The sequence below is a fragment of the Haemophilus parainfluenzae genome (assembly GCF_003253005.1).
GTDB classification, from domain to species: Bacteria; Pseudomonadota; Gammaproteobacteria; order Enterobacterales; family Pasteurellaceae; genus Haemophilus_D; species Haemophilus_D parainfluenzae_M.
This window is the reverse complement of sequence record NZ_QEPZ01000002.1, coordinates 157116-170758: the sequence shown is the minus strand read 5'-3', so window position 1 is coordinate 170758 and position 13643 is coordinate 157116. Positions and strand designations below refer to the sequence as shown.

General features: G+C 39.6%; 15 protein-coding genes. 9 read left to right on the top strand and 6 right to left on the bottom strand.

The genetic code is table 11. The features are described from left to right. Positions 1-25: 25 nt before the first annotated feature. From DPV97_RS03295 to DPV97_RS03270, 6 genes are all read left to right on the top strand, one after another. Positions 26-1288: an inorganic phosphate transporter gene (locus tag DPV97_RS03295; RefSeq protein ID WP_070713823.1), complete on the top strand. Its 1263-nt coding sequence runs from the start codon at positions 26-28 to the stop codon at positions 1286-1288. 65 nt (positions 1289-1353) lie between these two features. Next, the gene (locus DPV97_RS03290; RefSeq protein WP_070713820.1) at positions 1354-1962 is read left to right on the top strand and encodes a TIGR04211 family SH3 domain-containing protein; all 609 of its coding nucleotides are present in this window, start codon (positions 1354-1356) and stop codon (positions 1960-1962) included. 61 nt (positions 1963-2023) lie between these two features. After that, positions 2024-3268, top strand: coding sequence for a multifunctional CCA addition/repair protein (locus DPV97_RS03285; protein ID WP_070713817.1), 1245 nt, complete (start codon positions 2024-2026; stop codon positions 3266-3268). A 64-nt stretch (positions 3269-3332) separates the two neighbouring features. Further along, entirely contained in the window at positions 3333-3956 is a 624-nt protein-coding gene (gene lolB / locus DPV97_RS03280; protein WP_005698818.1) for a lipoprotein insertase outer membrane protein LolB, read from the top strand. Continuing rightward, complete coding sequence (ispE, locus tag DPV97_RS03275; protein WP_083313290.1) at positions 3956-4879, top strand: 4-(cytidine 5'-diphospho)-2-C-methyl-D-erythritol kinase; 924 nt, start codon at positions 3956-3958, stop codon at positions 4877-4879. The genes lolB and ispE overlap by 1 nt, the downstream gene beginning before the upstream one ends. Position 4880: 1 nt before the next feature. Further along, positions 4881-5828 (top strand): ribose-phosphate pyrophosphokinase, encoded by a 948-nt coding sequence (locus DPV97_RS03270; RefSeq protein ID WP_070713809.1) that lies wholly within the window; start codon positions 4881-4883, stop codon positions 5826-5828. A 322-nt stretch (positions 5829-6150) separates the two neighbouring features. On the opposite strand, the gene mdh is transcribed toward DPV97_RS03270, so the two are convergent. Continuing rightward, positions 6151-7086 carry a malate dehydrogenase gene (gene mdh / locus DPV97_RS03265; RefSeq protein ID WP_070713806.1) on the bottom strand — a complete coding sequence of 312 codons (936 nt, stop codon included), beginning with the start codon at positions 7084-7086 and terminating at the stop codon, positions 6151-6153. A 186-nt stretch (positions 7087-7272) separates the two neighbouring features. On the opposite strand from mdh, the gene argR reads away from it, so the two are divergent. Continuing rightward, positions 7273-7731 (top strand): transcriptional regulator ArgR, encoded by a 459-nt coding sequence (gene argR, locus DPV97_RS03260; RefSeq protein WP_049362727.1) that lies wholly within the window; start codon positions 7273-7275, stop codon positions 7729-7731. Next, positions 7728-8612 (top strand): TIGR01777 family oxidoreductase, encoded by an 885-nt coding sequence (locus DPV97_RS03255; RefSeq protein WP_070713804.1) that lies wholly within the window; start codon positions 7728-7730, stop codon positions 8610-8612. Before argR ends, DPV97_RS03255 begins: the two co-directional genes overlap by 4 nt. A 39-nt stretch (positions 8613-8651) precedes the next feature. Here DPV97_RS03255 and folC read toward each other — a convergent pair whose 3' ends face one another. The 4 genes from folC to rplY form a co-directional block, all read right to left on the bottom strand. Further along, a complete protein-coding gene (gene folC / locus DPV97_RS03250; protein WP_070713801.1) occupies positions 8652-9956 on the bottom strand; it encodes a bifunctional tetrahydrofolate synthase/dihydrofolate synthase in 1305 nt (434 codons plus the stop codon). A 4-nt stretch (positions 9957-9960) separates the two neighbouring features. Beyond that, positions 9961-10851, bottom strand: coding sequence for an acetyl-CoA carboxylase, carboxyltransferase subunit beta (gene accD / locus DPV97_RS03245; RefSeq protein WP_065244847.1), 891 nt, complete (start codon positions 10849-10851; stop codon positions 9961-9963). Positions 10852-10916: 65 nt separating this feature from the next. Further along, positions 10917-11711: a tRNA pseudouridine(38-40) synthase TruA gene (gene truA, locus DPV97_RS03240; protein ID WP_070713797.1), complete on the bottom strand. Its 795-nt coding sequence runs from the start codon at positions 11709-11711 to the stop codon at positions 10917-10919. Positions 11712-11815: 104 nt separating this feature from the next. Next, complete coding sequence (gene rplY, locus DPV97_RS03235) at positions 11816-12103, bottom strand: 50S ribosomal protein L25 (protein WP_014065570.1); 288 nt, start codon at positions 12101-12103, stop codon at positions 11816-11818. 226 nt (positions 12104-12329) lie between these two features. On the opposite strand from rplY, the gene DPV97_RS03230 reads away from it, so the two are divergent. Next, positions 12330-12938 carry a DedA family protein gene (locus DPV97_RS03230; RefSeq protein WP_070713792.1) on the top strand — a complete coding sequence of 203 codons (609 nt, stop codon included), beginning with the start codon at positions 12330-12332 and terminating at the stop codon, positions 12936-12938. Between the two features lie 69 nt (positions 12939-13007). On the opposite strand, the gene DPV97_RS03225 is transcribed toward DPV97_RS03230, so the two are convergent. After that, positions 13008-13619, bottom strand: a complete 612-nt coding sequence (locus DPV97_RS03225; RefSeq protein WP_070713790.1) for a riboflavin synthase — start codon at positions 13617-13619, stop codon at positions 13008-13010. Between the last annotated feature and the right edge of the window lie 24 nt (positions 13620-13643).

Genomic DNA, 13643 nt, shown 5'->3' with positions numbered 1-13643 from the left:
ATTAACTACAACATAGGAAATCACTATGGAAATTATTAATGCATACGGTTCGTGGTTAGTCTTAATTACCGCGGTATTCGGTTTTTTTATGGCATTTGGTATTGGTGCCAACGACGTATCAAACTCAATGGGTACCTCGGTTGGTTCTGGTACCATTACAGCCAAACAAGCAATTATTATTGCCCTTATTTTTGAATCTGCCGGGGCTTATTTAGCCGGTGGTGAAGTAACAGAAACCATCAAAAGTGGTGTGATCGACCCCACTCAATTTGTCGAAATGCCAGACATATTGGCATTGGGAATGCTTTCTGCTCTCTTTGCATCAGGAGCTTGGTTATTTATCGCTACTAAAATGGGTTGGCCTGTTTCAGGTACTCACACCATCATTGGGGCTTTAATTGGTTTTGCTTGTATTACGATTGGTCCAACTTCTGTTGACTGGTCTACTATTGGTGGGATCGTTGGAAGCTGGTTTATCACCCCCGTGATCGCAGGACTTTTAGCTTATACCATCTTTGCAAGTATCCAGAAACTCATTTTCGATACAGAAGAACCGCTGAAAAACGCACAAAAATACGGGCCTTACTACATGGCGATTACCGTATTCGTACTTTGTATCGTTACCATGGCAAAAGGTTTAAAACACGTTGGTTTAAATCTTTCCAACAATGAAACGCTCATTATTTCATTACTTATCAGTGTTGTTGGTATGATTTTCTGCCATTTCTACTTCCGCAGTAAAGCATTTACAGCAAAAGCAAGAAAAGGATCGTTCGGATCAGTAGAAAAGATTTTTAGTATCTTAATGCTTTTAACCGCTTGTGCTATGGCGTTCGCACATGGTTCTAATGACGTAGCCAATGCAATTGGTCCGCTTTCTTCTGTGGTATCAATCGTGCAAAATGGCGGGAAAATCCTGAGTGGTGGTGATTTAGCTTGGTGGATTTTACCTTTAGGTGCATTAGGTATCGCTGTTGGTCTTATCGCAATGGGACAAAAAGTGATGGCAACCGTAGGGTCAGGAATTACAGATTTAACCCCAAGTCGTGGTTTTGCTGCACAATTTGCAACGGCGATGACTGTTGTTGTTGCATCTGGTACAGGTTTACCAATCTCTACCACACAAACTTTAGTGGGTGCAATCTTAGGTATCGGTTTCGCACGTGGTATTGCGGCGCTTAACTTGACGGTTATCCGTAACATCATTAGTTCATGGGTTGTGACGTTACCTGCTGGTGCATTCTTTGCGATTGTGATTTTCTACATCCTTCGCGCGGTTTTCCACTAGTATAATTATTATAAGTGCTGTTTGTTTCATTTTCTAACCGCACTTTGTTCATGCTAGGAAGTATTATGTCAAAAGTGAGTAAACATTTATTTTCTTGTGTTCTATTGGGCTCAACCATTGGAACAGTACAAGCTGAAACGCAATATGTAACAGAAAATCTGAACACCTATTTACGTCGTGGTGCAGGTGATCAATTTAAGATCGCGGGTGCAATCCAATCTGGCGAAGCGGTAACAGTCTTGGAACAACAAGGAAAATACACCCTAATTCGTGATAATAAAAATCGTGAAGCTTGGATTTTAACCTCTGAACTGAGTTCTACGCCAAGTAGCCGCGAAGAAAATCCAAGATTGAAAGCGCAGGTTCAAGAATTGACTTTGAAGCTGAGTCGCGTTGATTCAGATTGGCAGCAACGTACAAACGAAATTCAACGTCGTAGTAAACAAGCGGAACAACAAAGCAGTGAATTGCTTGAACAAAATTCACAACTTAAACGTGAATTAGAAATGACGAAAAATAAAAATCGTGATTTAGAAGCCATGCTTGATGCCAATAAACGTGAAATTGCAATTCAATGGTTTATTTATGGTGGTTCTGTGTTGGGCGTAGGTTTATTAATTGGTCTTGTAGTACCTTACATTTTACCTAGACGTAAACGCCGTGATAGCTGGTAATGATTCATCGTTGAGGTAGGCTTTTGCCTACCTTTTCTTTATATTTTGACGGGAGAGCAAAATGGAAATTTATCTTGTCGGCGGTGCTGTACGTGATCAACTTTTAGGTTTACCGATTAAAGATCGTGACTGGGTTGTCGTGGGAGCCACACCAGAAATGTTGCTGGCTCAAGGTTACCAACAAGTTGGCAAAGACTTCCCTGTTTTTCTTAATCCTGAAAGCCATGAAGAATACGCGCTTGCCCGTACAGAACGAAAATCAGGTAAAGGCTACACTGGATTTATTTGTGATTTTTCAGATGATATTACGCTTGAACAAGATTTAATTCGTCGAGATCTCACCATTAATGCCATTGCCCAAGACAAAGATGGCAAGCTGCACGATCCTTATCATGGCGTAGAAGATATCCACCAACGTATTTTACGCCATATTTCCCCCGCTTTTGCTGAAGATCCACTTCGTGTATTACGTGTTGCGCGCTTTGCTGCTCGCTTTCATCATTTGGGTTTCTCTATTGCCGAAGAAACCCTTAAATTAATGGCTAAACTCACAGAACAAGGCGAACTCGACCACCTAACGGCTGAGCGTGTTTGGATGGAAACAGAAAAAGCATTAAACGAACCGCATCCTGAAATTTATTTTGAAACACTACATCAAGTTGGCGCGCTCAAAATGCTCTTCCCTGAGATTGCCGCCTTAGATGGTGTACCGAACCCAGCCAAATATCATCCTGAAATTGATAGCTTTGTTCATACTATGCTCGTATTGCAACAATCCGTTAAGCTTACAGAAAATAGCAATTTGAATAAAAGTGCGGTCCGTTTTGCTGCGATTTGTCATGATCTTGGAAAAGCCCTTACCCCAAAAGAAATGTGGCCTAGTCATCATGGACATGAAAAAGCGGGGATTAAACCGACTCGCTCATTATGCAAACGCCTTAGAGTGCCTAATTATCTTCAAGAATTAGCTGAATTAACTTGCGAATATCACACGCATGCACACAAAGCATTAGAACTTCGTCCAGAAACAGTAGTGAAACTCTTTAATACTTTTGATGTTTGGCGCAAACCTCAGAGATTTGAGGAATTTTTATTGGTATGTTTATCTGATACTCGCGGACGAACTGGCTTTGAAAATAAAGAATATCCGCAAATTGATTACCTCAAAACACTTTATCAAGCTGCTCTAGCCGTTGATGCGCAACAAGTGATTTCCGATGGTTTTGAAAAGCAAGGTATTCGAGATGAATTAACCCGTCGAAGAATTGCCGCAGTGAAAGCCGAGAAAACTCGCTTAAATGCTTAATCAAGCTTTACTAAAAGTAAACTAACCCTTACAATATGTGCAATTTTTTAGTAAATATTTTGTTATGAAATTATTAAAATCTCTTCTCGCACCTGTATTTGCAAGTGTGATCTTGTCTGCTTGTACCCTTGATGCAGAACGCCCAACAGATGTTCAACATATCGATAAGAACGATATTACGTGGCAACAGCACCTCAAAAAAATCAAACAAATTCAATCTTATAGCACAAAAGGACAAATTGGTTACATCAGTCCACAAGAGCGTTTTTCTAGTCGCTTTGAATGGCAATATCAAAACCCTAAAGCCTATAAGTTAAAACTTTATTCTCTGATTAGCAAAACGACGCTAACTATGGAAATGCATCCTAATGGCATGACGATTTCAGATAATAAAGGCAATCAACAATCTGATAAAAATGCCAAATTATTGTTACGCGAAATCATCGGAATGGATGTGCCATTAGAGCACTTATCTTATTGGTTAAAAGGTCAGCCAGCAGATAACGCAGATTACCAAGTTGGAACGAATCATCTTTTATCCGAATTTAGCTACCCACTTGATGGCTCGATGTGGACAGCCGATTACTTAAGTTATCATGCCGATAATTCGATGCCTGAAAATATTCTGTTAAAGAACAAAAGCACATCGCAAACCCTAAAAATTCGTGTGGATGAATGGGCGTTCTAATGAAAACACATCACTTTTCGACCGCACTTTCAACTTCTCTTGGAAAGCCTAACCGCTTTCCAAGCCCCGCAAAACTCAATTTATTTCTCTATATAAACGGTAAACTGCCAAACGGCTACCACGAATTACAAACTCTTTTCCAATTTCTTGATTTCGGCGATTGGCTCACCATTGATATTCGCCAAGATAGGCAAATCCATATTACACCAGAAATTCCAGGCTTACCTCTAGAGCAAAACTTAATCTATCGTGCAGCCACGCTCCTACAAGAAAAAACAGGTTGTACGCTCGGCACAACAATTCATTTAGATAAAATTCTTCCAATGGGCGGTGGGATTGGAGGTGGCTCATCCAATGCCGCAACAACTCTGCTTGCTTTAAACTATTTATGGCAAACCCATTTATCCATTGATGAACTTGCCGAACTTGGGCTAAAACTTGGGGCTGATGTGCCTATCTTTGTTCATGGCCAAGCCGCTTTTGCAGAAGGTGTGGGTGAAAAAATTCAATACTGCGAACCACAAGAAAAATATTATGTGGTACTAAAACCTGAAACTGCGATTTCTACTGCAGTAGTTTTTAGCGATCCCGATTTACCACGTAATACAGAAAAAAGATCCCTTGCCGAACTTTTGAATCAACCGTTTGCAAACGATTGCGAAAAAGTCGTGCGAACTCAATATCCTGAAGTTGAAAAAGCCCTACTATGGTTGCTACAATATGCACCAGCCAGATTAACCGGAACCGGGGCTTGTGTTTTTGCTGAATTTGATGATGAAAAATCGGCACAAGCTGTTTTCCAACAAAAACCGAAGGAATTTTTCGGCTTTGTTGCTAAAGGATTAAACGTTTCACCATTACATGCTATGTTGAAACAACTCTCGACCAACCAATCTATCTACACTCAATCTGAGGTTATATAAAATGCCAGACATTAAACTCTTTGCTGGAAATGCTACGCCTGAGCTAGCGAAAAAGATTTCTGAACGTCTTTACATTTCATTAGGCGATGCCACAGTTGGACGCTTTAGCGATGGTGAAATCCAAGTGCAAATTAATGAAAATGTGCGTGGTGCAGACGTGTTTATTATTCAATCCACTTGTGCGCCAACGAATGACAACCTGATGGAATTGATTGTAATGGTTGATGCTTTACGTCGTGCATCTGCCGGCCGTATTACTGCCGTTGTTCCTTATTTTGGTTATGCTCGTCAAGATCGTCGTGTGCGTTCTGCTCGTGTTCCAATCACTGCAAAAGTGGTAGCAGATTTACTTTCAATAGTAGGGATTGACCGAGTATTAACTTGTGACTTACACGCAGAGCAAATCCAAGGTTTCTTTGATGTACCAGTTGATAACGTATTCGGTTCACCAGTTTTACTTGATGATATCTTGAAGAAAACCGATCTTGTCAATCCTATCGTTGTTTCTCCTGATATCGGCGGTGTGGTACGTGCTCGCGCGGTAGCGAAATTATTAAACGATACCGAAATGGCTATTATCGACAAACGTCGTCCACGCGCAAACGTATCGCAAGTTATGCATATTATCGGGGATGTCGCAGATCGTGATTGTATCCTTGTAGATGATATGATTGATACAGGTGGTACATTATGTAAAGCAGCTGAAGCATTAAAAGAACGCGGTGCAAAACGCGTATTTGCTTACGCAACTCACGCCGTATTCTCTGGTGCAGCCGCACAACATTTAGCGAGCGATGCGATTGATGAAATCGTGGTGACTGATACTGTTCCACTTTCACCTGAAATGAAAGCGCTTGGTAAAGTACGCGTGCTTACCCTTTCAGCTATGCTTGCTGAAGCAATTCGTCGTATCAGTAATGAAGAATCTATTTCAGCAATGTTTGAATAATTCTTGTGCTTAGCATTCATTTTAAAAGTGCGGTCAGAAAATCCAGTGTTTTTTGACCGCACTTTTTATGCTGCGACTAAAAATAAGGCAAAAAAAAAGTGCCCCACTGGGGCACTACTCGGAAAGCAAAATAGATGTCGGCTATTTAAGAATAGCACTTATTTTTAGTGATTTAAGAATACGGCAAAGTCCTTTACATTGCAAATAGCAATGTTCAAATTTGTGAGCTAAATCACGATTTTTCTTCACTTTTTTATGTTTAATCGTTTTCATATAAAAAAAGAGGAGCTGACTACTCCTCTTCTCCAGAAATAGAATTAAATTAGCCGTTAATAAATTTTTCGCCTAATTCAATATCCGCACGCAATGTTGGTAACATTGCTTCTAAAGCTTCTTGTTCAAATTTGCTTAAGGTACCGATTGGTAAAATTTCTTCTACACCTTCTTTACCTAAACGTACAGGTTGAGCAAAGAAACGTGCATATTTACCGTCACCTTCAACATAAGTACATTCAACCACAGTTTCGCCTCTTAAGCCTTTCACTAATGAACGCGCAAAACGTGCTGCCGCTTGAGCCATAGAAAGTGTTGCAGAACCGCCACCTGCTTTTGCTTCAACCACTTCAGTACCTGCGTTTTGGATACGTTTAGTTAATGGTGCAATTTCCTCTTCTTTCCACTCAGCATACTGAACTTGTGAAAGTAATGGAAGAATCGTCACACCTGAGTGTCCACCAATAACTGGTACGCTTGTACGAGAAACATTTAAGCCTTTTAATTCAGATACAAATGTTTCAGAACGTAACACATCTAAAGTGGTGACTCCGAATAATTTACGTTTGTCGTAAACACCCGCTTTTTTCAATACTTCTGCAGCAATCGCAACAGTCGTGTTCACAGGGTTGGTGATAATACCTACACAAGCTTTTGGACAAGTTTTTGCAACATGTTCAATTAAGTTACGCACGATACCTGCATTGATATTGAAAAGATCTGAACGATCCATACCCGGTTTACGAGCTACCCCTGCAGAAATTAAAACGACATCAGCACCTTTAAGTGCAGGTGTTGGATCTTCTCCTGCAAAACCTTCTACTTTAACCGCTGTCGGAATATGACTCACATCTTTAGCCACACCTGGTGTCACTGGTGCAATATCATACAGTGCTAATTCACTTTCAGCGGGTAATTGTAATTTAAGTAATAAGGCTAATGCTTGACCAATACCGCCTGCTGCGCCTAATACTGCAATTTTCATAAAATACTCCTCATGTATTAATTAATCCTAACTAGGTAGGATTTTAAAGTTTTCATTAATAAATTACAAACAGAGAAATTCAATTATGCGATCTAGTTCAAACTTTTCAAATGACAGGTTTATTTTAATTGCCTAAAATGAATTTTTATGCAATTCTTATGCAAATTCCCCTATATGAGAATATCTATGTCAGATCAATTAACTAAAGCATTTAAAGAACTGCTCAATCAAGAACGATTTGCTTCTCAAAGTGAAATTGTTGAAGCCTTAAAAAACCAAGGATTTCAAAGCATTAACCAGTCTAAAGTTTCACGCATGCTAAGTAAATTTGGTGCAGTTCGTGCAAGAAATACGAAAATGGAAATGGTGTATTGCTTACCAAGTGAATTAAGCGTCCCCGCCACTAGCAGCCCATTAAAAAATCTGGTTTTGGATATTGATCACAATGATTTCGTTATCGTCATTAAAACCTCTCCCGGTGCGGCACAGTTAATTGCCCGCTTATTGGACTCCATTGGTAAACCTGAAGGCATTTTGGGTACGATTGCGGGAGATGACACCATTTTTGTAACACCAACAAAAGACATAACAATCAAATCACTTCTAGAGCAAATTCAAATGCTTTTTGAAAGTAATCTATCATGAATATCTTAGTGACCGGCGGAACGGGATTCGTTGGAAAACCCTTAGTTGAAGCGCTACTTTCACGTGGCGATACCGTGACAGTATTAACTCGCTCTATTGAAAAAGCCCAAGCTGTTTTTTCTGAAAAAACACCTCAATTTTTGACCGCACTTTTAACACTCAAAGACTTGAATACCTTTGATGCGGTTATTAATCTTGCCGGTGAGCCAATCTTCAATAAAAAATGGACGGTTCAACAAAAAGAAAAACTGCGTCATAGTCGCATTGATTTAACACAGCAGCTTGTTCAACTCATTAACCAAAGTGAATATCCCCCAGCTCTGATTTCAGGTTCTGCAACTGGAGTTTATGGAAACTGCGGTGACGAGCAGATCACTGAAAATACAAATCCAAGTACTCAATTTACCGCACAGCTTTGTATTGATTGGGAAAATGCAGCAAAGCAAGCCAACACAAGAGTCTGTTTAGTGAGAACCGGATTAGTACTTTCTCCAAAAGGTGGGGCTTTTGCTAAAATTCTACCGCTCTATCGCTTCGGATTAGGCGGAAAATTAGGGAATGGTGAGCAACATTGGAGTTGGATTGCGTTAGAGGATATGGTAGAAGGACTTCTCTTTTTACTTGATCATAATAATTGTGAAGGTGCATTTAATTTTACTGCGCCACATCCTGTTAAAAACAAGAGATTCAACCAACTATTAGGTAAAGCATTACATCGACCTTGTTTTGCTCAAGTGCCTCAATTTTTATTAACTACTATTCTAGGTGAGAGTGCTTGCATTCTTTTAGATAGCCAAAATGCCTATCCAAAACATTTGTTAGATTGCGGATTTACATTCCAATACTCAGAATTAAGTGATTACTTTCACAAAATACTTTAAAAACAAAAGGCTGCTCAAAACCAGCCTTTATTATATCCATTAAGCTAAATATTCTAAAAATTCCCCTACGGTGTGGAAAGATCCAAATACCAGCACAATGTCATTTTTATCTACATTTTTAACCGCACTTTGAATCCCTTCAATGACAGAGTCTTCAGAAACACTTTTTGCTGATGGACAAACTGTTGTTAATTTTGCATTTAAGTCATCACCCGATTGACCACGGTAACCGCCTAATGTTACACAGTGCCATTGGTCAATAACGGAAGTAAGTTGGGTAAACACCGACTCGGCATCTTTATCTTTTAACATTCCGCAAACGGCAATGATTCGACCTGAAATTTGTGTTTTAAGTACGGTCAATTTTTCGGCTAAATATTTTGCCGCATGAGGATTATGCCCAACATCGATGATCACTTTTGGCAACTGTGAATAGGATACATTCAAGTGTTCTGCTAGCTTTTCTAATTGATTACCTTTCAATTGCTGGAAACGACCCACCAATCCCACTTCAATTAATGAACGTTTAATGGTATCGACAGAAATATCAAAAGGCAGCTGTTCAACAGCAGCCAAAGCGGTTGCCGCATTAGCTAATGGAATTTGGCAAAATGGCAGATTTTCTAACCGCACTTTATTACTCTGCCACATCCAAGTTTGCTCATTAGCTTTAAACGACCAAGTGACATCTCGGCGTGAAACATGGCAATGTAATTTCTCCGCTTGTTCTAACATAGGTTGCGGAACATTTGGTTCGCCAATTACAACCGGTTTATTCGCACGGAAAATCCCCGCTTTTTCAAAGCTAATTTCTTCGCGAGTTGAACCAAGAAAATCTGTATGATCAATATCAATACTGGTGATAACCGCCAGATCATTATCGACAATATTCGTTGCATCCAAACGCCCACCAAGCCCTACTTCTAAAATCACCACATCAAGTTTTGCTTGTTTGAATAAATGCAAAGCTGATAAGGTGCTAAATTCAAAATAAGTGAGGGACTGCGTTTTATGTTTTTCAATAAAATCAAAAGAAGCGGTATGCATTTCATCTGGCAAGTCTTGATTTTGAATACGAACACGTTCGTTATAACGCAATAAATGAGGTGAGGAATATACCCCCACACGCAAGCCGTGATTTAACAAAATAGTTTCAAGCAAACGACAAGTCGTGCCTTTACCATTTGTGCCCCCCACCGTGATCACATAAGGTGCGAGATTCAAAAGATCTAATTCTTCTGCCACGGATTTAATACGATCCAGCCCTAAATCAATAGCTTTAAAGTGACTATTTTCCAAATAAGAAAGCCACTCAGCGAGTGGCGAAGTGGCTTTTAAATTCATTGTATTACTCATGTTCAACAACTTCTACTTCAACAAAGGGTGAAGGTTGATTGGTGAGTTTGCTTAAAAGGTTTCCAAGGGTTGAACGCATTTCTGAACGTTTCACGATCATATCAATCGCCCCTTTCTCGAGTAAGAATTCACTACGTTGGAAGCCTTCCGGTAATTTTTCACGTACGGTTTGTTCGATAACACGTGGGCCTGCAAAACCGATTAATGCTTTTGGCTCAGCAATATTCACATCACCTAACATCGCAAAACTTGCAGACACCCCACCTAATGTTGGGTCAGTTAATACAGAAATAAACGGCACACCTTTTTCACGCATTTTTGCTAAGACAGCACTGGTTTTTGCCATTTGCATTAAGGAGAAAAGTGCTTCTTGCATACGCGCACCACCACTTGCAGAGAAACAAACGAACGGACAATTTAATTCCATTGCTTTTTCTGCCGCTTTCACAAATTTTGCACCCACAACAGAGCCCATTGAACCGCCCATGAAACTGAAGTTAGATGCGGCAACGACTACAGGCATGTTGTAAAGTGTACCCGTCATTGTGATTAATGCATCTTTTTCACCGGTTTCTTTTTGTGCAGCAGTAATACGATCTTTATATTTTTTTAAATCTTTAAATTTAAGAATATCTTTTGGTTCTAAATCAGCCGACAATTCTTGGCTTGAACCCTCATCTAATAAGGCTAAAAGGCGCTCACGAGCATCAATGCGCATATGATGGCCGCATTTTGGACAAACATATAAATTACGTTTTACTTCTTCACCGTAAAGAACTTGTTCACAAGAGGTACATTTTGTCCAAACCCCTTCTGGTACGTTGGCTTTACGTGATGCAGAGGAAGAGGTTCCTTTGCTAAAAATTCTATCAATCCAGCTCATTTTTTACCTTTTTTATTAACTAGAAAAGTTTGCGTATTTAATCATAATTTAACGAAATTTGCTAGTCAGATGAGATTATCTTCTAAAAACAATGGCCCTAAATTTTTCTGTGGAATCGCAAATTTTTCAGGGTAAATGACATTCACTAAATATAAGCCTTCGGGTTTCGCTGTTGGAGCGGCTAATTTACGATCTTTTTGCTCTAACAACCATTTTATCCACTCAACAGATTGATTGCCTGCGCCGACTTCTATCAAGCTTCCCACAATATTGCGTACCATATGATGCACAAAAGCATTAGCTTGAATATCCACAATAATGTACTGACCTTTTCGCACCACATTTAAATGATGCACATTTCGCCAAGGGGTATTCGATTGACATTGTGCCGCACGGAAAGAGGAGAAATCATTTTCGCCCAATAAAAACTGCCCCGCTTGGTGCATTTTCTTTTCGTCTAAATCTAAATGGCAATGGGTAATCCCTTCTGGCAAAATGGCTGAACGTAATTTATTACAATACAAAATATAACGATAGCGACGCGCGGTTGCCGAAAAACGGGCATGAAATTCATCATCCACTACTTTTGCCCAACTCACTGAAATATCATCGGGTAAATTCGCATTGGTACCAAATGCCCAAGCTTTTTCAGGGCGAACTGCTGTGGTTTCAAAATGCACCACTTGTCCTGTACCATGCACACCAGAATCTGTTCTGCCCGCACAAAACACTTCAATTTTTTCATTTGCCACGAAAGATAACGCTTTTTCTAATTCTTCTTGTACGCTACGCACTTTCTCTTGTCGCTGCCAACCACAATACTGTTTTCCGTTATATTCAATGCCTAAGGCTATCTTCATTGGAAAATACTCCTAAAACGATTTCAAATTTGACCGCACTTTGCCCGAAAAGAAAAAAACACCAATAACTCATCATTATTGGTGTTCTTATCACAAGCTAAAAATTAAGCACGTTTGAAGTCAATGTGAACCAATTTTGGTTTGAATGGGTGACGTTGCATTGCTTGAACTTTCACTGCAACTTCTTTACCTTCAACCACTAAAGTGATTACATCGCTATAGAAAGAATCGTGAACTTGTGCGTTGTTTAATTCATCGTGATTTAAGATGATTGAAACAGGCGCTTCGCTGCCACCATAAATGATTGCAGGGATTTGACCGTTGTGACGCAGGCGGCGGCTCGCACCCTTACCTTGCGCTTGACGAACTTCAGCGTTAAATTTAAATGCCATTTTAATGTTCTCTTGATTAAAAGTTTAAAATAAAAAATTGCAGGCGACCCAGCAATTTTCCTAAATTTGCTCAAAGACAAACTTTGAGAGCGACGGATTATAAAATATTCAGCCCCACAATGCAAATTTACACAGCAAATTTTTTCTAGGCTTTTCAAGGCAAAGCGATTAAAATAAGCCCCAATTTTTAATTAATTTTAACTAACTGATTGTAAGTGGGTTTCAAATGGAATTTCTTATCAGCTTTTTTACCGATTACGGTTATTGGGCGGTGCTATTTGTTCTTATTATTTGTGGCTTTGGTGTACCTATTCCAGAAGATATCACGCTTGTCTCCGGCGGTGTAATCGCTGGCCTCTATCCTGAAAGCGTCAATTCCCACTTGATGTTAGTCGTGAGTATGATTGGTGTACTTGCCGGTGACTCAACCATGTACTGGCTTGGTCGCATTTACGGCACCCGAATTTTACGTTTCCGACCAATGCGTAAAATTGTAACATTAGAGCGCCTCAAAATGGTGCGTGAAAAATTTGCCCAATACGGCAACCGTGTTTTATTTGTAGCTCGTTTCCTTCCAGGATTACGCGCACCAATTTATATGGTTTCAGGCATCACCCGCCGTGTCAGCTACACTCGCTTTGTATTAATTGATTTCTGTGCTGCCATTATTTCCGTACCAATTTGGGTTTATCTTGGCGAATTTGGTGCAAAAAACTTAGATTGGTTACACGAACAAATTCAAAAAGGTCAGCTTGTAATTTATATCCTTGTTGGCACATTAGCGGTTTTCTTATTCTGGAAATGGAAAAAAGCGAAGAAATCTAAAGTTAACTAATCTCATACAATCCAATAAAAAGTGCGGTAAAAAACAACATTGTTTTCTACCGCACTTTTTTCATTCCAACTAAGCTTTAGCTGCTAAATATCGTTCCACTGTATCCACAATCGCTTGTGTTTGCGGATCAATTTCAATATTCACTAAATCACCAATTTGGCGTTTACCTATAAGTGTTCGGTGTAAAGTTTCAGGAATTAAATTCACGCAGAATTCATCGTCTTTCACTTCACCGATAGTAAGACTGATGCCGTCAATCGCGATAAATCCTTTGGTGAGTATATATTTCATCACGTCTTTAGTAGGTAATTTAAACCAAACCTGACGATTGTTTTCGCTTTCAATAATCTGTGAAACGCTTGCGGTACAATAAACGTGACCAGATAAAATATGCCCGCCAATTTCAGCGCCCATTTGCATCGCGCGTTCGATATTGACAAAATCTCCTGCTTTTAAGTTGCCAAGATTGGTGATACGCAAGGTTTCTTGCATTAAGTCAAAGCTCACAAGATCGTCATGAATTTCAGTCACCGTTAAGCACACGCCATTATTCGCCACTGATGCACCGATTGCTAGACCTTTTCGCATTTCAGCTGGTAATTTTACGATCTGTGTTCTAAAATTATCGCTATCTTTGATTGCATGAATTTGGGCGATGCCCTGTACAATACCTGTAAACATTATTATTCCTTCATAAAAAATTTT